Annotated in this window: 16 protein-coding genes; 12 read left to right on the forward strand and 4 right to left on the reverse strand. The window is 69.7% G+C overall.

The features are described 5' to 3' along the window. Window positions 1-271: 271 nt before the first annotated feature. Complete coding sequence (gene serA / locus ACFV6V_RS23475) at window positions 272-1,873, forward strand: phosphoglycerate dehydrogenase (RefSeq protein ID WP_385568230.1); 1,602 nt, start codon at window positions 272-274, stop codon at window positions 1,871-1,873. A 65-nt stretch (window positions 1,874-1,938) separates the two neighbouring features. On the opposite strand, the gene ACFV6V_RS23480 is transcribed toward serA, so the two are convergent. Both ACFV6V_RS23480 and ACFV6V_RS23485 read right to left on the reverse strand, forming a co-directional pair. Continuing rightward, the gene (locus ACFV6V_RS23480) at window positions 1,939-2,790 is read right to left on the reverse strand and encodes a hypothetical protein (RefSeq protein ID WP_385568233.1); all 852 of its coding nucleotides are present in this window, start codon (window positions 2,788-2,790) and stop codon (window positions 1,939-1,941) included. 95 nt (window positions 2,791-2,885) lie between these two features. Next, entirely contained in the window at window positions 2,886-4,067 is a 1,182-nt protein-coding gene (locus ACFV6V_RS23485) for a PucR family transcriptional regulator (RefSeq protein WP_385568235.1), read from the reverse strand. A 182-nt stretch (window positions 4,068-4,249) separates the two neighbouring features. Here ACFV6V_RS23485 and ACFV6V_RS23490 point away from each other — a divergent pair, with 182 nt between their 5' ends. The 3 genes from ACFV6V_RS23490 (at window position 4,250) to ACFV6V_RS23500 (ending at window position 7,260) form a co-directional block, all read left to right on the forward strand. Next, a complete protein-coding gene (locus tag ACFV6V_RS23490) occupies window positions 4,250-5,176 on the forward strand; it encodes a proline dehydrogenase family protein (protein ID WP_385568264.1) in 927 nt (308 codons plus the stop codon). Window positions 5,177-5,250: 74 nt separating this feature from the next. Beyond that, complete coding sequence (gene pruA, locus ACFV6V_RS23495) at window positions 5,251-6,882, forward strand: L-glutamate gamma-semialdehyde dehydrogenase (RefSeq protein ID WP_385568236.1); 1,632 nt, start codon at window positions 5,251-5,253, stop codon at window positions 6,880-6,882. A gap of 138 nt (window positions 6,883-7,020) precedes the next feature. Then, complete coding sequence (locus tag ACFV6V_RS23500; RefSeq protein ID WP_385568238.1) at window positions 7,021-7,260, forward strand: hypothetical protein; 240 nt, start codon at window positions 7,021-7,023, stop codon at window positions 7,258-7,260. Between the two features lie 41 nt (window positions 7,261-7,301). Here the strand turns inward: ACFV6V_RS23500 and ACFV6V_RS23505 are convergent, their stop codons facing one another. Next, complete coding sequence (locus ACFV6V_RS23505) at window positions 7,302-8,210, reverse strand: alpha/beta fold hydrolase (protein WP_385568241.1); 909 nt, start codon at window positions 8,208-8,210, stop codon at window positions 7,302-7,304. A gap of 108 nt (window positions 8,211-8,318) precedes the next feature. Here ACFV6V_RS23505 and ACFV6V_RS23510 point away from each other — a divergent pair, with 108 nt between their 5' ends. From ACFV6V_RS23510 to ACFV6V_RS23535, 6 genes are all read left to right on the forward strand, one after another. Further along, window positions 8,319-8,789: a hypothetical protein gene (locus ACFV6V_RS23510; protein WP_385568243.1), complete on the forward strand. Its 471-nt coding sequence runs from the start codon at window positions 8,319-8,321 to the stop codon at window positions 8,787-8,789. A gap of 272 nt (window positions 8,790-9,061) precedes the next feature. After that, window positions 9,062-9,193 carry a hypothetical protein gene (locus ACFV6V_RS23515; RefSeq protein ID WP_385568246.1) on the forward strand — a complete coding sequence of 44 codons (132 nt, stop codon included), beginning with the start codon at window positions 9,062-9,064 and terminating at the stop codon, window positions 9,191-9,193. Between the two features lie 124 nt (window positions 9,194-9,317). Continuing rightward, window positions 9,318-10,358 carry a 3-isopropylmalate dehydrogenase gene (locus tag ACFV6V_RS23520; RefSeq protein WP_385568249.1) on the forward strand — a complete coding sequence of 347 codons (1,041 nt, stop codon included), beginning with the start codon at window positions 9,318-9,320 and terminating at the stop codon, window positions 10,356-10,358. 278 nt (window positions 10,359-10,636) lie between these two features. Further along, entirely contained in the window at window positions 10,637-11,725 is a 1,089-nt protein-coding gene (locus ACFV6V_RS23525) for a branched-chain amino acid aminotransferase (RefSeq protein ID WP_385568251.1), read from the forward strand. Window positions 11,726-12,162: 437 nt separating this feature from the next. Then, a complete protein-coding gene (gene cimA, locus ACFV6V_RS23530) occupies window positions 12,163-13,794 on the forward strand; it encodes a citramalate synthase (protein WP_385568254.1) in 1,632 nt (543 codons plus the stop codon). A gap of 83 nt (window positions 13,795-13,877) precedes the next feature. Next, entirely contained in the window at window positions 13,878-15,245 is a 1,368-nt protein-coding gene (locus ACFV6V_RS23535; protein WP_385568257.1) for a hypothetical protein, read from the forward strand. 125 nt (window positions 15,246-15,370) lie between these two features. On the opposite strand, the gene ACFV6V_RS23540 is transcribed toward ACFV6V_RS23535, so the two are convergent. Beyond that, window positions 15,371-15,991, reverse strand: a complete 621-nt coding sequence (locus ACFV6V_RS23540) for a YceI family protein (RefSeq protein ID WP_385568265.1) — start codon at window positions 15,989-15,991, stop codon at window positions 15,371-15,373. A gap of 493 nt (window positions 15,992-16,484) precedes the next feature. Here ACFV6V_RS23540 and ACFV6V_RS23545 point away from each other — a divergent pair, with 493 nt between their 5' ends. Continuing rightward, the gene (locus tag ACFV6V_RS23545; RefSeq protein ID WP_385568259.1) at window positions 16,485-18,068 is read left to right on the forward strand and encodes an acyl-CoA carboxylase subunit beta; all 1,584 of its coding nucleotides are present in this window, start codon (window positions 16,485-16,487) and stop codon (window positions 18,066-18,068) included. A 21-nt stretch (window positions 18,069-18,089) separates the two neighbouring features. After that, window positions 18,090-18,290, forward strand: coding sequence for an acyl-CoA carboxylase epsilon subunit (locus ACFV6V_RS23550; protein ID WP_385568262.1), 201 nt, complete (start codon window positions 18,090-18,092; stop codon window positions 18,288-18,290). Window positions 18,291-18,883 lie beyond the last annotated feature (593 nt).

Here is an 18,883-nt window from a genome sequence, read left to right on the forward strand (position 1 = left end):
GCCACCTGTGCGGCGGGTCCGGAAGGGCCCGCCGCATGACCGTGGGACCCCTCACTCAGGTCCAACACGGAGGGGTGATCCTTCCGTCAAGGCGGGAAACCATCACCCCACCACCACTAGAGTGGTCAACACATACGCGTCAGGTCAGGCCCACAGCGTCGTGCGTCTTCCACGCGGCTAGCCCCTCCACCGCCAGGCGGCCGTCGGGACGGCCGTCTTCTCCCGTGGTTCTCCCCAGCACGGGGTGCCACCAGGACCAGTGAGGACACACGTGAGCACTGCGCCTCGTAAACCCGTCGTACTCATCGCCGAAGAGCTGTCGCCCGCGACAGTGGACGCCCTCGGCCCGGATTTCGAGATCCGGCACTGCAACGGCGCGGACCGCGCCGAGCTGCTGCCCGCCATCGCCGACGTCGACGCGATCCTCGTCCGCTCCGCCACCAAGGTCGACGCCGAGGCCATCGCCGCCGCACGCAAGCTGAGGGTCATCGCCCGTGCCGGTGTCGGACTGGACAACGTGGACGTCTCCGCCGCCACCAAGGCCGGTGTGATGGTGGTCAACGCTCCGACCTCCAACATCATCACCGCCGCCGAGCTCGCCTGCGGTCTGATCGTCGCCACCGCGCGCCACATCCCGCAGGCCAACACCGCGCTGAAGAACGGTGAGTGGAAGCGCTCGAAGTACACCGGCGTCGAGCTCAGCGAGAAGACGCTCGGTGTCGTCGGTCTCGGCCGGATCGGTGTGCTCGTGGCCCAGCGGATGGCCGCCTTCGGTATGAAGGTCGTCGCCTTCGACCCCTACGTCCAGCCGGCGCGCGCCGCCCAGATGGGTGTCAAGCTGCTGACGCTCGACGAGTTGCTCGAGGCGTCGGACTTCATCACCGTCCACCTCCCGAAGACCCCGGAGACGCTCGGGCTGATCGGCGACGAGGCGCTGCACAAGGTCAAGCCGACCGTCCGCATCGTCAACGCCGCACGCGGCGGGATCGTCGACGAGGAGGCGCTGGCCAGCGCCCTCAAGGAGGGCCGGGTCGCGGGCGCGGGCCTCGATGTGTACGCGAAGGAGCCCTGCACGGACTCCCCGCTGTTCCAGTTCGACCAGGTCGTCTGCACCCCGCACCTCGGCGCGTCCACGGACGAGGCCCAGGAGAAGGCCGGGATCTCCGTCGCCAAGTCGGTGCGGCTCGCCCTCGCCGGTGAGCTGGTGCCGGACGCGGTCAACGTCCAGGGTGGTGTGATCGCCGAGGACGTGCGCCCGGGACTCCCGCTCGCCGAGAAGCTCGGCCGGATCTTCACCGCGCTGGCGGGCGAGGTGGCGGTCAGGCTGGACGTCGAGGTGTACGGCGAGATCACCCAGCACGATGTGAAGGTGCTCGAACTGTCGGCGCTCAAGGGCGTGTTCGAGGACGTGGTGGACGAGACCGTCTCGTATGTGAACGCACCGTTGTTCGCCCAGGAGCGCGGGGTCGAAGTCCGTCTCACCACGAGCTCCGAGTCCCCGGACCACCGCAATGTGGTCACCGTGCGCGGCACGCTTGCCGACGGCGAGGAGATCGCGGTCTCCGGCACCCTGGCCGGTCCCAAGCACCTCCAGAAGATCGTGGCCGTCGGTGAGTACGACATCGATCTGGCCCTGGCCGACCACATGGTCGTGGCGCGCTACGAGGACCGTCCGGGCGTCGTCGGCACCGTCGGACGGATCCTCGGCGAGGCGGGGCTCAACATCGCGGGCATGCAGGTCGCGCGGCAGTCGGAGGGTGGCGAGGCGCTGGTCGTCCTCACCGTCGACGACACCGTCCCGCCGCATGTGCTGACCGAGATCGCCGAGGAGATCGGCGCCACCTCGGCCCGCTCGGTCAATCTGGTCGACTGACAGGGCAACCGCACTGCGCGCACCCGCCGCCATTCCCGCGGCGGGTGCGCTGCGTTCGCGACGGGTCAGGGGATCCGCTCCAGGCAGGCGGAGCCGTACTGGGAGTCGTAGGTCAGGTAGTGGCCCGCGGGGCATCCGTCGCCGGGCCGGTCCAGCACCCGGGACACCTTGTACTCCGCTTCCGAGGTGCCGCAGTCGGCGGTGCGCAGGCTCAGTTCGGGCCACTCGGCCGCGTTGCGCACACAGTCGCCGACCGACAGCTGCGTCGGCCTTTCGCCACCGATCACCAGGGACAGCGTCACCAGCGCGGTGATCGCGGCCGGTATGAGTGCCATCAGCACCAGGAACACCAGCGCTACCGGGCGGCGCGGCAGTGACTTACCCGGGTCGAGCGGCGGGCGGAAGCCGCCGGACGGGGCGGGGAGCTTGCGCAGGCTCGACCACGGCGCCAGGTTCGTCAGCAGGGTGAAGGGAGTGATCACCGCGGACAGCGGTCCCCACCAGCCCTGCCACAGCGTGTTCGCCGACATCTCGCGGACCGCGGAGAGCCCGCAGTCGCGGCAGAACGGTCCGTTGAGGCTCAGGAACCGCATGATGACGAGGAAGCCCTGGTGCCCCCGCACGGTGGCGCGAACGGCGGGCATCCCCCCGCAGACCCGGCAGCCCGTCCCGGCGGGATGCGGGCCGGGCTGCGGCCCGACGTAGGGTGCCGGTGGGTGGGGTGCGCCGCCATACGTGGCGCCCGGCGGCGGCGCGTAGGGCCCCGGTTGGTGCGGCGACGTGTGGTACGGGTTGCCGGGCTGGGGCCCGTACGCTCCTGGCTGTCCGGCCGTGTACGGGTTGGCGGGCTGCTGAGGCTGCCAGCCGTGCGCGTGGGAGTGCGCGTCGGCGTTCTGCGGTGGTGGCGGGGTTGCCACGGAGATCCCCCTGTTTTGCGGTGGTCATGACACGATGACCGGAAACCCTAATGCCTTTGGACGCATCACGAATGCCGGCTCACCAGTGCGGCACGTCAGCGCTGGAGCCTGGCCGACTTGAGTGCCATGTGCAGCAGCAGCCGGTCCTCGCCCTCGTCCAGATCGAGCCCGGTCAACTGCTCGACCCGGGAGAGCCGGTAGTAGAGCGTCTGACGGTGGATACCGAGCTCCGAGGCCGCGCGCCCCGCCTGCCCCGCGCAGTCCAGGAACACCTCGGCCGTACGCACCAGTTCCGCGTGTGCGGGCATGAGCAGGGGGCTCGCCGCCGGGTCGGGGGCATCGGTCCGTGGCAGGGCGGTGAGCAGGCGGTAGGGACCGATGGCGGACCAGTCGGCGACCGGGCCGAGCCGGGGCTGGGCGTGAGCGGCGCGTGCCGCGGAGCAGGCCTCGCGCCAGGAGAGGCGGAGCTCGCCGAGGCCGCGGCGGGGGAGTGCGACCCCCGCGCTGCCGCCGAGCCGGCCGGCCGCCGAGTGGGCCGGGCCGGGGGCGTCCGGTGAGCGCAGCCGCAGCAGCGCGGCGAGTGCCTGGGGCGTGCGGACCTGGCCGGCGGGTGAGTCGTCCGGCTGACCGCCGCCGCGCGGGCTCGTCCAGGGCCAGGGCATCAGGCACAGTGCGGAGGCGCCGGGGATGGTACGTACGGAGGGGGCATCCGGTGTGGTCCACGGCGCCACGCACACCACCGTGTGCAGGCCCTCCGCGTCCGGGCCGAGGGCGGTGCGGAGGGTGGCGAGGGCCAGGTCGTACTGCCAGTCGCGGTCCGCCGTCAGTGCCGCGCGCAGCTCCCGCGACAGGTCCGAACCGGCCCGCTCCTCGTCCGCGAGCAGCACCCCGATCCGCTCCGTCACCTCCATGGCAGCGGCCAGCCGGTCCTGCGCGGGCCCCGGCTCCGCGTCCAGCAGCCAGACATACCCGAGTACCACCCCGCGATGGCGGACGGGCAGACAGAGCCGGTCGCGGAACACCCCCGCCTCAGGGGCAGCCGGAATCCGCACCGGCCCCGTCGCCCGGGCGATGCCGAATCCCTCGAACCATGAGCGGACGGCCGGGGTGGACTTCCTGGTCAGGATCGAGCGCGTACGGACCGGGTCCATCGCGCTGTCGTCCTCGCTGTCGTGCGCGCCGAAGGCGATCAGTCCGAAGTCGCGGTTCTCCAGGGTGGCGGGGACGCCCAGCAGGGCCGAGATCTCGTCCACCAGCTCTTGGTAATCGCCCTTCACCCGGACATTCTCGCACCGCACGACGCACGCTTCAGACAAATGTCTGAAGTACGGGACACGGATGCGTGACAGCTGTCGATGGCCCGCTGTCGGAGCGATATTTAGGTTTCACGGTGGTTCCCCGTGCCGTTCCGGACCGTCCGGTTCCGGCCGTCTTCGACCCCCGTTCCGTGGAGGTGCCCGTGCTGGGTCCCGTGATCCTCGCCGCGTCACGCAGCGACAAGATGCGCCGTCTGGTGTCCGCGGCCCCGGTGACCAAGCCCGTGGTCAACCGGTTCATCCCCGGAGAGACGGTCGACGAGGTCATCCCGATCGTCGCGGACCTGACGAGCCGCGGACTCGAGGTCACCCTGGACGTGGTCGGTGAGGACATCACCAACCGCGAGCAGGCCGCCGCCGCCCGCGACGCCTATCTGGAGCTGATCGGGCGCCTGGAGGCACTGGAGCTCGGCGCCAGGGCCGAGATGTCCGTGAAGCTGTCGATGTTCGGCCAGTCCCTCGAGGGCGGCCATGAACTGGCGCTGGCCAATGTGCGCCCGGTCGTCGAGGCCGCCGCGGCGATCGGCACCACGGTCACGCTCGACGCCGAGGACCACACCACCCTCGACTCGATGTTCGCGATTCACGAGGAACTGCGGAAGGACTTCCCGCAGACCGGCTGCGTCATCCAGGCCTATCTGTTCCGCACCGAGGCCGACGCCCGCCGGCTCGCCGCCAGCGGGAGCCGGGTGCGGATCGTGAAGGGCGCCTACAAGGAGCCCGCGTCGGTCGCGTACCTGGACAAGGGCGAGATCGACAAGGCCTATGTCCGCATCCTGAAGATTCTGATGGAGGGACAGGGGTATCCGATGATCGGGTCCCACGACCCCCGGCTGATCTCCATCGCACAGGAGCTCGCGCGGCGCGCCGGGCGCAAGATGGACGAGTACGAGTTCCAGATGCTGTACGGCATCCGCAGCGACGAGCACCTCCGCCTGGCGGCCGAGGGCCACCGGATGCGCGTCTACACGGCGTACGGCACCGACTGGTACGGCTATTTCATGCGCCGTCTGGCCGAGAAGCCGGCCAACCTGCTGTTCTTCGTGCGTTCGATGATCACCAAGAACTGACCGAGAACCCAGAACCGACTCCAGGGCCCCAGGACCGAGCCCTCCCACCCCTCTCAAAAGGAGCAACGGAACTCATGGACGCTGTGACCCAGGTCCCCGCCCCGGTCAACGAGCCGATCCAGGGCTACGCCCCCGGTTCGCCCGAGCGCGCCCGCCTCGAGACCAAGCTCAAGGAGCTGGCCGAGAACCCGATCGACCTCCCGATGACCATCAACGGCGTGCAGCGGATGGGTGGCGGCGAGGAGTTCAAGGTCGTCCAGCCGCACAACCACCAGGCCGTCATCGGCACCTTCCACGGTGCCACCCAGCAGGACGCGCAGGACGCGATCGACGCCGCCCTCGCCGCCGCCCCGGCGTGGCGCGCGCTGTCCTTCGACGACCGCGCAGCGATCATCCTGCGTGCCGCCGAGCTGCTGGCGGGCCCCTGGCGCGAGACGATGGCCGCCTCGACCATGCTCGGCCAGTCGAAGACCGCCCAGCAGGCCGAGATCGACACCCCCTGCGAGCTGGTCGACTTCTGGCGGTTCAACGTCGCCTATGCCCGCCAGATCCTGGCCGAGCAGCCCCCGGCCAACTCCCCGGGTGTGTGGAACCGTCTGGACCACCGCCCGCTGGAGGGTTTCGTCTACGCGATCACCCCCTTCAACTTCACGGCGATCGCGGGCAACCTGCCCACCGCCCCCGCCCTGATGGGCAACGTGGTGGTCTGGAAGCCGTCCCCGACGCAGACCCACGCCGCCGTGCTGCTGATGCGGCTGCTGGAGGAGGCCGGTCTGCCCAAGGGCGTGATCAACCTGGTGACGGGCGACGGCGTCGCCGTGTCCGAGGTGGCCCTCAACCACCCGGACCTCGCCGGTATCCACTTCACCGGCTCGACCAGGACCTTCCAGCACCTGTGGAAGACGGTCGGCAACAACATCGAGAAGTACCGCTCCTACCCGCGCATCGTCGGTGAGACGGGCGGCAAGGACTTCGTCGTCGCCCACCCGAGCGCCGACCGTGCCGTCCTGAAGACCGCGCTGACCCGCGGTTCCTTCGAGTTCCAGGGCCAGAAGTGCTCCGCGTCCTCGCGTGCGTACATCCCGGCCTCCGTCTGGAACTCGGGCTTCAAGGAGGAGTTCGCCGCCGAGGTCGACGCCATCAAGATGGGTGATGTCACCGACCTGACCAACTTCATCGGCGCCGTCATCGACGAGCGCGCCTTCGCCAAGAACAAGGCCGCGATCGACCGTGCCAAGGCTGATCCGAGCTGCACGATCGTCGCGGGCGGTACCTACGACGACTCGGTCGGCTACTTCGTCCGCCCGACCGTCATCGAGTGCACCGACGCCGAGAACGAGGTCTTCACGACCGAGTACTTCGGCCCGATCCTCGCCGTGCACGTCTACGAGGACGAGAAGTACGACGAGATGCTGGCGCAGATGGAGTCGGTGTCGGCGTACGCGCTGACGGGCTCGATCATCGCCGGTGACCGTGCCGCCGCGGCCGAGGCGATGGAGAAGCTCCGCTACGCCGCGGGCAACTTCTACATCAACGACAAGTCGACCGGTGCCGTCGTCGGCCAGCAGCCCTTCGGCGGCGGCCGTGCCTCCGGTACGAACGACAAGGCCGGTGCCCCGCAGAACCTGATGCGCTGGACGCTGACCCGCGCGATCAAGGAGACGCTGGTCGCACCGACGGACTACACCTACCCGCACATGGGCTGACGCCCACGTGTGGCCCTGCGGGGCCGCCCATGAACCCCGCCCTCGGCCGGTCTCCCCCCGTACCGGCCGGGGGCGGCTCACGTTCACCGGGCTTAGGCTGCTGGGGAAGGCAGGGGGGCGACGCCGAGGAGGCTCACCATGCCCGGTTCGACGACTCTCGGCCCCGGCCACGGGGTCGACGCGATCGACCACGCCGATGCCCGGCGGCTCGCGTCCGTCATGAGGGACCTGCACCGGCTGCTGGACGAGGCCGGGCCGCACCGGCTCACGGATCCGCAGGTCGCTGCGCTGTGCGGTGCGCAGGCACAGAGCCGCGACGAGTTCACCGGCTGGGTGGGGCGGATGGCCGCGTATCTGGAGAAGGTCACCTCGACCTAGGCAGCGCAACCTGGGCGCCGCAACCCGGTCACCACACGCGGTCAGGGCAATGGGGTCACCGCTGCCCGGTCATGGCCGAGCACCCGCTTCAGGAAGTCGTCGATCAGCGCCGCGATCTCGGGCGTGTGCGTCTCGAGGGCGAAGTGCCCGGTCGGCAGAAGGTGCACCTCGGCGTCCGGGAGGTCCCGGCGGTACGCCTCGGCCCCGGCCGGTACGAACACGGCGTCGTTCGCGCCCCAGACCGCGAGCAGCGGCACCTGGCTTTCGCGGAAGTACGCGTGGAGGTCGGGGTAGAGGGCGATGTTGGAGCCGTAGTCTCCCATCAGGTCGAGCTGGATGGCGTCCTGGCCTTCGCGGGCCATGAGCGCGGCGTCATGGTGGTAGGAGTCCGGGCTGACCAGGGACAGCAGCTCGGCGGGGACGCCGTGGAGGTACTGCCAGGTGATGCCGTCGAGTGAGCGGATCGCGCGGACCGCCTCCTCGGTCTCGGCGGTCCGGTTGGCGATCATGGCCAGCACCGGCGCCCAGGCTTCGGCGCCGAGCCCCTCCTCGTAGGCGTTTCCGTTCTGGGTGATGATCGCGGTGACGCGCTCGGGGTGGCGCAGGGCGAGCCGCAGCCCGATCGGGGCGCCGTAGTCCTGGATGTAGAGCGCGAACCGGGTGAGTCCCAGCTGTTCGGTGAACTCGTCCGTGAGGGACGCGAGCCGCTCGAAGGTGTAGCCGAAGGCGTCGGCCGGGGGAGTGGCCGAGCGGCCGAAGCCGAGGTGGTCGGGGGCGATGACCCGATAGCGGTCGGCGAGCAGCGGGATCAGCTCGCGGAACATGTGGGAGCTGGTGGGGAACCCGTGCAGCAGGAGCAGCACGGGGGCGTCCGCAGGGCCGGCCTCCCGGTAGAAGATCGCGTGACCCTGGACGGTGGTCGTGCGGTAATGAATCCGGTGGGCGGCCATGGCTAACCCCTCACATGATGTGGACTGGTTACGGATAGAGGAGACCAAGGCTCCGTCTAACCTGTCAATCGAATTTAGAAGGTTAGAGCGTCACTGGGGGTGCCAGGCGTGCACGAGCAGTTCGAACTGCTGCCCGGGGAGGGGGTCGTCATGCCGCGCGATGCGGGCGTTCTGCGCTTCGGCATGTCCGAGCGGGAGGCCCAGTGGGTGGTCGCCGCCCTCTGCGATGTGCGCGAGACCTGGGTCTGCGGGGCCCGCTGGGCGTTCGGTGCGGTCCTGCATGACATCGGCCTTCTGGTGTGCGGAGCGATCGAGGGGCCGCTGCGTGGCCGCGCGGAATCCATCCTGTTCGAACGGCTCGGCGTACGCCCGGAGAGACCGTCCGGGGTCCCGGTCGTGCTGGACGGTGTGGACCTGTTCGGGTATCCGGGAGAAGAGGTGGCCGAAGCCCTCGGTGCTTCCGTGGTTCCCGGTGTCCGGCTGGATCGCGGGACCGGGCGCCGCGATGGAGTCCGGCGGGCTCCCGGATACCTGCGCGGCGTCAGTCTGTCGGCGTGGGCCTCTGGGGGGCTGCGGTGACCTGCGGTGATGCTTCCGGTGAAGCGGTCCCGAAGGGCTCCGCTCCGAAAGGGCGTCTCAGATAGTAGGAAGTCCGACTAGTTGTAGAGACACGGCGCCCCCGCTCCCTTACTTTTGTAGGAGCCGAACGTCTCGCTAGATCCAGCGAATGGCGGTCGCGAGCCGGTGCCCCGATGCAGGCAACCCCTGCGGCCCGCTCCCCGCCCCTTCCGGCCCCTCGTAGACACGCCATGCGGTTCCGTATGGCTCTTGATCTCAAGGAGTCGATCACCATGTCCGAGACGAACATCCGCCGCCGTGTCCGCCACACCCCGCGTGTGAGCGACGCCGACCGCAAGAACGCCGCCGCCGCCCTCCAGCGCGCCCTGGACCGCCGGGACAACGGCGGCTCCACCGGCCACTGAGACGCCTACTGAGACCACGTCAGGAGACGTCCGGATGCAGGCCGGAGCGATGCCCTCCGCAAATTCTGCGTCCGCATGATGGACAAGGCGTGTCATGAGCTGGGACGGGGAGTACGGTGCCGTTATGTCTCGCAGCCTCAATCTCGCAGTGATTCCCGGTGACGGCATCGGCCAGGAGGTCGTTTCCCAGGGCCTCAAGGTCCTCGCGGCCGTGCTCCCTGAGGACGTGAAGCTGGAGACCAGGGAGTACGACCTCGGAGCCCAGCGCTGGCACCGCACCGGGGACACCCTCCCCGACGCGGAGCTCGAAGCGCTGAAGCAGCACGACGCGATCCTGCTCGGCGCGGTCGGCGACCCGTCGGTGCCGTCCGGGGTGCTGGAGCGCGGGCTGCTGCTCAAGCTCCGTTTCGCCTTCGACCACTTCGTCAACTTGCGTCCGTCGAAGCTCTTCCCGAACACGGCGACCCCGCTCGCCGGTTCCCCCGACATCGACTTCGTGGTGGTCCGCGAGGGTACCGAGGGCCCGTACACCGGCAACGGCGGCTCCCTGCGCACCGGTACGCCCGCCGAGGTCGCCACCGAGGTCAGCGTCAACACCGCGTACGGCGTCGAACGGGTGGTCCGTGACGCGTTCGAGCGTGCGGGGGCGCGCCCCCGCAAGAAGCTGACGCTGGTGCACAAGAACAACGTCCTGGTCCACGCCGGCCACATGTGGACGAAGATCTTCAACCGGGTCGCCCAGGAGTACCCCGAGGTCACCACCGACTATCTGCACGTCGACGCCGCGACGATCTTCCTCGTCACCCAGCCGCAGCGCTTCGACGTGATCGTGACCGACAACCTCTTCGGTGACATCCTCACCGACCTCGCCGCCGCCGTGACCGGTGGTATCGGCCTGGCCGCGTCCGGCAACATCAACCCGACCGGCGCTTTCCCGTCCATGTTCGAGCCCGTGCACGGCTCCGCGCCGGACATCGCGGGCCAGGGCAAGGCCGACCCGACGGCCACGGTCCTGTCCGTCGCCCTCCTCCTGCGCCACCTCGGCTACGAGAACGAGGCCGTCCGCATCGAGGAAGCCGTCGCCGCCGACCTGGCGGAACGGGACGGAACCGCACGCACCACCGACGAGATCGGCGACGCGCTCGCCGTACGAGTAGCGGACTGACCCGTCGACTTCCGATATTCCGAAGCCGCCGGGTCACGCGACCCGGCGGCTTCTCCTGTGCGGCCTCCGGGTGCCACCATCAACCCATGGGCCGCACGCACACCGCTCCGTCCCGCGCTCACGCGCCCTGCGATAATCGGGCGTGGGGCCGCACGGTGCGGGGATGCTCGGACGTCCGAGTACCGGTACCAGCAGTAACGGGCAGTACCGGAACAGCGGATGTTCCGGGCAGACGTGCAGGCGGTCCGTCACACACAAAAGGTGAAGGACACGCAGACATGACGACCATCCCGATCGAGCTCAAGCCCTCATCGAGTCCCCTGTCGGCCGCGGAGCGCGAGGCGATCCTGGCCAACCCCGGATTCGGCCGCCACTTCACCGACCACATGGTGACGATCAAGTGGACGGAGGGCCGTGGCTGGCACGACGCCCAGCTCACGCCGTACGCCCCGCTCTCGATCGACCCGGCGAACATGACCCTGCACTACGCTCAGGAGATCTTCGAGGGGCTGAAGGCCTACCGCAAGCCCGATGGCTCGGTCGCCCTCTTCCGCCCCGACGCCAACGCCCGGCGCTTCCAGAGCTCGGCCTCCCGGATGGCCATGCCCGAGCTGCCTGTCGAGACCTTTATCGACGCCTGTGACGCCCTCGTCCAGCAGGACATCGACTGGGTCCCGGCGCACGGCGGCGAGGACTCGCTCTATCTGCGCCCGTTCATGATCGCGAACGAGGTCGGCCTGGGTGTGCGCCCCGCCAACGAGTACCTCTTCATCGTCATCGCCTCGCCGGCCGGCGCGTACTTCCCCGGTGGGGTCAAGCCCGTCTCGATCTGGGTCTCCGAGGATCGGGTCCGCGCCGTCCCGGGCGGCATCGGCGACGCCAAGACCGGCGGCAACTACGCCGCGTCCCTGCTCGCCCAGGCCGAAGCGGCCGAGCACGGCTGCCCCCAGGTCGCCTACCTCGACGCCGTCGAACACCGCTGGGTCGAGGAACTGGGCGGTATGAACCTGTACTTCGTGTACGAGGACAAGATCGTCACCCCGGAGCTCACGGGCTCCCTTCTGCCGGGCATCACCCGTGACTCCCTGCTCAAGCTCGCCCGCGACCTCGGTCATGCGTCCGAGGAAGGCCGGATCTCCATCGAGGACTGGCGGCGCGACAGCGAGAACGGCACGCTCCGGGAGGTCTTCGCCTGCGGTACGGCGGCGGTCATCACCCCGGTCGGCCGGGTCAAGTCCGCCGGTGGCGAGTGGACGCACGGGGACGGACAGCCCGGCAAGATCACGATGGAGCTGCGCAAGGCACTCCTCGCCATCCAGACCGGTGCCGCGGAGGACCCGCACGGCTGGGTGCACACCCTCGGCTGAGGTGTGAACCGCTGACGAGGGTGCACACCCTCGGCTGAGGTGTGAACCGCTGACGTGCCAGGCCGTGACAGGCCTGGCGAAAGGCCCCGGCGTGGACACGCTGGGGCCTTCGCCGTCAGAGGTGGCCGCGTGCCACGCCGGCGCCCGTATCGTGAGACCCGTGTCCATGGCGGCGCCTGTTTGTGGCACACTGCCAAGGTGCTCGCATTCGCCATGATTATCGGCAGCAGCGCGCCGGTCCGCAGTGATCACTGACCAGGGCGGCAACCCCCGCGGCAGTGGCACCGTGCCCCAGACCCGCGCGCAGACCTCTCGCACCAGCGAGAGGTTTTTTCGTTTTCCAGCCACACCCCGGCCGAAGGCGGGAAGCGCGCGACGATGGAGCAAGTGGAGCCAGAAGTTCCGGAGCCACTCTTCCGACAGGAGTCACCACCGCCATGACCACGACAGGCAACAGCCTCGATTCCAGGCCCGATGACAGCTTCCATGTCTTCGACACCACCCTGCGGGACGGCGCCCAGCGCGAGGGAATCAACCTGACGGTCGCGGACAAGCTGACCATCGCCCGCCACCTGGACGAGTTCGGTGTGGGCTTCATCGAGGGCGGATGGCCGGGCGCCAACCCGAGGGACACGGAGTTCTTCGCCCGGGCACGTGAAGAGATCGAGTTCAGACACGCCCAGCTGGTGGCCTTCGGCGCCACCCGCCGCGCTGGAGGATCCGCTGCCGAGGACCCGCAGGTCAAGGGGCTCCTCGACTCCGGCGCTCCGGTCATCACGCTGGTCGCCAAGTCCCACGACCGCCATGTCGAGCTCGCCCTGCGCACCACTCTGGACGAGAACGTCGCGATGGTCCGCGACACCGTCTCGTATCTCAAGGAGCAGGGCCGCCGGGTGTTCGTGGACTGCGAGCACTTCTTCGACGGCTACAAGGCCAATCCGCAGTACGCCAAGGCCGTGGTCCGTGCCGCGGCGGAGGCGGGCGCCGATGTGGTGATCCTCTGTGACACCAACGGCGGCATGCTGCCCGCCCAGGTCCAGGCCGTGGTCGCCACCGTGCTCGCGGACACAGGCGCCCGGCTCGGCATCCACGCCCAGGACGACACGGGCTGCGCGGTCGCCAACACCCTGGCCGCCGTGGACGCGGGCGCCACCCATGTCCAGTGCACCGCCAACGGCTACGGCGAGCGCGTCGGCAACGCCAACCTCTTCCCGGTCGTCGCCGCGCTGGAGCTGAAGTACGGCAAGCGCGTGCTGCCCGACGGCGCGCTCCAGGAGATGACCCGGATCTCGCACGCCATCGCCGAAGTCGTCAATCTGACTCCCTCCACGCATCAGCCGTACGTGGGCGTCTCCGCCTTCGCGCACAAGGCGGGCCTGCACGCCTCGGCCATCAAGGTCGATCCGGACCTCTACCAGCACATCGACCCCGAGCGGGTCGGCAACACCATGCGGATGCTTGTCTCGGACATGGCCGGCCGGGCCTCCATCGAGCTCAAGGGCAAGGAGCTCGGCGTCGACCTGGGCGGCGACCGCGAGCTGCTCGGCCGGGTCGTGGAACGCGTCAAGGAGCGCGAACTGCGGGGCTACACCTACGAGGCGGCCGACGCCTCCTTCGAGCTGCTGCTGCGCCAGGAGCTGCGCGGTGAGGAAGTGGGCAAGCCGCGCACCTACTTCCGCACGGAGTCATGGCGGGCGATCGTCGAGGACCGCCCCGACGGCACGCACGCCAACGAAGCCACCGTCAAGCTCTGGGCCAAGGGCGAGCGGATCGTCGCGACAGCGGAGGGGAACGGCCCGGTCAACGCCCTGGACCGGGCGATGCGGGTGGGACTGGAGCGCATCTACCCCCAGCTCGCCAAGCTGGAGCTGGTCGACTACAAGGTCCGCATCCTCGAGGGTCGCCATGGCACGGACTCCACGACCCGGGTGCTCGTCACGACCAGTGACGGCAGAGGCGAGTGGTCAACGGTGGGGGTCGCCGACAACGTGATCGCGGCGTCGTGGCAGGCGCTGGAGGATGCGTACACCTACGGGCTGCTGAAGGCGGGAGTGGAGCCCGCGGAGTAGGAAGGCGGCCATGCTCCGGGAGAAGGAGTCAGAAGAGATGGTCAAAATGTCGTAAATTGTCCCGACCGGGGTAGCGTCGGACTATGAGGACCAGGCCGTCCACACTCCTGTCGGCGCTGTCGGCTCTCCCGGGGCTGGCACTCGTGCTGCTGCTCGCCCTGATCCTGGCCCCGGCCCCGGCTTTCAGCGCGAGCGCCGGGGCCACGGGTGTCTCCGGCGCGGCCCAGGCGCTCAAGCAAGGGCCCGTCTACGTCGATCCCGGGGCCAGGTCCCAGCTCTCCGCGGCCGAGGAGAAGGCGCTCGAGCAGAAGATCAAGGACGCGGACAAGCCCGTCTTCGTCGCTGTGCTGCCCCAGAGCTCCGCTTTCCCGGCGGACCGCGTGCTGGGTGAGCTGCGAGCCGCGACCGGGATCGCCGGGCTGTACGGAGTCCGTCTTGGTGACGGCTTCAACGCGGGCGCGGACCGCGCGGTGATGCCCAGAGACGAAGTGCGGACCATCGTGGCCGGAGTGAAGACCCCCGGCGTCGACGCCGCCACCGAGCTCAACAACTTCGTCGACCAGGCGCTGCCCGCCGTACGCGGGTCCGCCCCGGACTCCTGGAACGGGGGAGGCGCGGGCAGGAGCTCAGCGGGCGCGCTCATCGCCATCGCCACGGTCCTTGTCCTGGGCGCCGCCGGCACCTATGGCTTCGTCCGCAGCCGCCGCCGCAGGCGCGCAGCAGAGGAACGGGCCGCGCTCGAGAAGCTGCGGGTGGTCGTGGACGAGGACATCACGGCGTACGGCGAGGAGCTGGACCGGCTTGACTTCCGCCCGTCCGAGCCGGGCGCCGATGACGCGATGCGCGCCGACTACGAGCGCGCCCTCGACGCGTACGAGAAGGCCAAGTCCGCCATGGCCGCGGCCACCCGCCCGCACGATGTCCGCCCGGTCACCGAGGCTCTGGAGGAAGGCCGCTTCGCGCTCGCCGTCCTCGCGGCACGCCGCGAGAGCCGCCCGCTTCCCGAGCGCCGCGCCCCGTGCTTCTTCGACCCGCGGCACGGCCCGTCCACGACCGACGTGATGTGGGCACCCGCCGCCATGGGCGCCGCACGCCAGGTCCCGGTCTGCGCCGCCGACGCGGCCCGGCTGGCGGATGGTGCGGACCCGATGGCCCGGCAGGTCGCGACGGACGCCGGCTCCCGTCCCTACTGGGAGGCCGGCCCGGCGTACGGCCCCTGGGCGGGCGGCTACTTCGGCGGCGGCATTCTGCCGGGGCTGCTGGCGGGAACGCTCCTCGGCAGCGCGCTGTCCACCCCGGCCTACGCGGCCGAGTACGGCGGTGAGGATTTCGGCGGCGACTTCTCGGGTGGGGACTTCGGCTCGTCCGACGGCGGCTTTGACGGCGGCGGATTCGGCGGCGGTGGCGACTGGGGCGGCGGCGGCGGCTTCGACTCGGGCGGGGGCTTCTGACGGCGCGCCGAGTGCCCGCCCAGGCCCGGTAGGCCTTCGTACCGCCGAGCGCCCGCCCCTCCGCAGGTGGGCGGAGTGGCGGGCGCGCTCGTGGACTGCGGGGCCGGGGCCACGGGGTACAGGGGTCAGGCAGCGGCCTTGACGGCGGAGATGTCGAAGTTCAGCTTCACCTTGTCGCTGACCATGACGCCGCCGGTCTCCAGAGCCGCGTTCCAGGTCAGACCCCAGTCGGAGCGCAGGATTTCCGCGCTGCCCTCGAAGCCGACCCGCTCGGCGCCGTAGACGTCGGTCGCCGCGCCGTTGAACTCCAGGTCGATGGAGAGCGGGCGGGTGACGTCCTTGATGGTGAGGTCACCGGTGATCCGGTACCTGTCGCCGCCGAGCTGCTCGGCCTGGGTGGAGCGGAAGCTCATCAGCGGGAACTGCTCGGCGTCGAAGAAGTCGCCGCTGCGCAGGTGGTTGTCGCGGTCCCCGATGCCGGTGTCGATGCTCGCGATCTTGATGTCGATCGTGGCGGTGGAGGCCGCGGGGTCGGAACCGTCCAGCTTCAGGCTGCCCTCGTGCTCACCGAAGCTGCCGCGGACATTCGTGACCATCGCGTGGCGCACGGTGAAGCCGATGCTGCTGTGAGCCGGGTCGATGGCGTAGTCGCCGCTCAGTGCGGCGAGCGCCGGGTCCACCTCGCGGACGGCGGTGGCGGTGGTGGCGTTGCCCAGGTCGTTGCTCTTGCGGTTGAACAGGCCCATGGTGTGCTCCTCGGGGGATGTGATGGCCGGTGGCTGAGCGACCGTGCCGGCCACTCGTTGAAGCTTCAACAAGAACCACCATAAGACCATTCCGTTCAATGTTCAACATTCACGGGAGTGTGGATTCTCGTGCCACTGCCGATTGGGCCCCGGCCCGGCCGTGGGGCCGATCCGGTGAATGCGGGCCACGCCCGCGTTCTTCCGCCCAGCGCCTCCCGGCTGCTCTCGCCACCGTCGCCGCCGATCCGGGCCGTCTGGAGATCCCCGACAACCTGCGGGACGCCGGGCCGGGTGTGGGGTCTTTCGGCGTGGAGTGACCAACGGCTGACAGGGGGGTGACGTCTTTGTCGAACCCCGACAATCCTGGACGGCACTCTCCTGGCACTTGGGCTGCCCTGCCGGATGGTTCTGTCCGGGGGTGACAGGAGAACGGTCGTGAGACTGTACGGAGTCAACGGCAGGATTTTGTTGTCCGGGTCCGTAGGGTCAGTACATGACCGTTTTGGACGAGACCGCCGAAGCGCCCACAGACGCACGTGGGCGTGTGGCCGAGCTGCACGCCCTTCGCGAAGAGGCCCGGCGTGGCCCGAGTGAGCGTGCCACCGAGGCGCAGCACGCCAAGGGCAAGCTGACCGCGCGCGAGCGGATCGAGCTGCTGCTGGACGCGGGCTCGTTCCGGGAAGTCGAGCAGCTGCGGCGGCACCGGGCGTCCGGTTTCGGCCTTGAGGCGAAGAAGCCGTACACCGATGGTGTGATCACCGGCTGGGGCACGGTCGAGGGCCGCACGGTGTTCGTCTACGCGCACGACTTCCGGATCTTCGGTGGTGCGCTGGGCGAGGCTCACGCCACCAAGATCCACAAGATCATGGACATGGCCATCGCAGCGGGTGCGCCGCTGGTCTCCCTGAACGACGGCGCGGGGGCCCGTATCCAGGAGGGTGTCTCCGCCCTCGCCGGTTACGGTGGCATCTTCCAGCGCAACACGAGGGCATCCGGCGTCATCCCGCAGATCTCCGTGATGCTCGGCCCGTGCGCGGGCGGCGCCGCCTACAGCCCCGCGCTGACCGACTTCGTGTTCATGGTCCGCGAGACCTCGCAGATGTTCATCACCGGACCCGACGTGGTCAAGGCGGTCACGGGCGAGGAGATCACCCAGAACGGGCTCGGTGGCGCGGACGTGCACGCCGAGACGAGCGGTGTGGCGCACTTCGCGTACGACGACGAGGAGACCTGCATCGCCGAGGTGCGGTACCTGCTGTCGATGCTGCCGCAGAACAACCGCGAGAACCCGCCGCACGCCAGCACCGAGGACCCGGCCGACCGCCGCTCCGACGCGCTGCTCGACCTGGTCCCCGCAGACGGCAACCGCCCCTACGACATGCACAAGGTCATCGAGGAGATCGTCGACGACGGCGAGTACCTCGAGATCCACGAGCGGTGGGCGCGCAACATCATCTGCGCGCTGGCCCGGATCGGCGGCCAGGTCGTCGGGATCGTCGCCAACCAGCCCCAGACCCTCGCGGGCGTGCTGGACATCGAGGCCTCCGAGAAGTCCGCACGTTTCGTCCAGATGTGCGACGCCTTCAACATCCCGATCGTGACCCTGCTGGACGTGCCCGGCTTCCTGCCCGGTGTCGACCAGGAGCACGGCGGCATCATCCGGCACGGCGCCAAGCTGCTGTACGCGTACTGCAACGCCACCGTGCCCCGGATCTCCCTGATCCTGCGCAAGGCCTACGGCGGCGCGTACATCGTCATGGACTCCCAGTCCATCGGCGCCGACCTCACCTATGCCTGGCCCACCAACGAGATCGCCGTGATGGGCGCCGAGGGCGCCGCCAACGTCATCTTCCGGCGCCAGATCTCGGACGCGGAGGACCCCGAGGCCATGCGGGCCCGCATGGTCAAGGAGTACAAGTCCGAGCTCATGCACCCGTACTACGCCGCGGAGCGCGGTCTGGTCGACGACGTCATCGACCCGTCCGAGACCCGCGAGGTGCTCATCCGCTCCCTCGCCATGCTCCGCACGAAGCACGCCGATCTGCCGTCCCGCAAGCACGGCAACCCCCCGCAGTAGCCCACGAGGAGAACGCTGCACATGACCATGACCGTCGATTCCCTGCTCCGTGTCGAGAAGGGCAACGCCGAGCCCGAGGAGCTGGCCGCGCTCACGGCCATCCTGCTCGCCCGCGCCGCCACGCAGCCGGACGCCCCGGCGCGCGGCGGACGCAGCACCGCAGGCTGGCGCCGGCTGGAGCGCCAGTCCGGTTTCCGCGCCCCGCACAGCTGGCAGGGCTGACAGTTTCAGCGCGCACCACGCCGAAGCCCCCGCGTTCGCCGGGGGCTTCGGCGTCTTTCTGAGCCGTCAGCGGCTCAATCCCCGGACTGGACTGTCTGCCGCACATCAGCACGCATGAGGGCCCTGCAGGGCACCCCTTGCACGGCCTTCTTCGCCTCGCGCCCTGCGTGGGTCACGGAAGGCGACTGCGGGCCGTCCTCTTCGGGGGTCTCTGCCTCCGACGTCGCCGAGCGAATCAGCCGCAGGCGAAGCGGCTCGCCGGCAAAGCAGCTGGGCGAGCCGCTTCGGCGCACAGGGGGTGTCATCCGCCGCGCGTGGTGGCCGACTGAAGCAGTGTGCGGTCTAAATCCACGGCGGCAGCTCATGCCGGACCTGATCGAGATCGCGCCCCGGGTGGCCCCGTGGTGCCTCAGGGATCCCGTGGGCTTTGAGAAGACAGAAGTCCGCACGTCCCCACCGACGGAAGGATCGCCGTCGGGGAAGAACTCCGGCTCCAGTCGCAGACCGTCGTCGGCGATCCGCGAGGGCCTCACCCGCCGACCGCTGGAAGCAGAACGAGCGGGGTTCCGCACTCCCTGGGTAGTGGGGAACCC

The organism is Streptomyces sp. NPDC059828 (assembly GCF_042731955.1).
Lineage (GTDB): Bacteria > Actinomycetota > Actinomycetes > Streptomycetales > Streptomycetaceae > Streptomyces.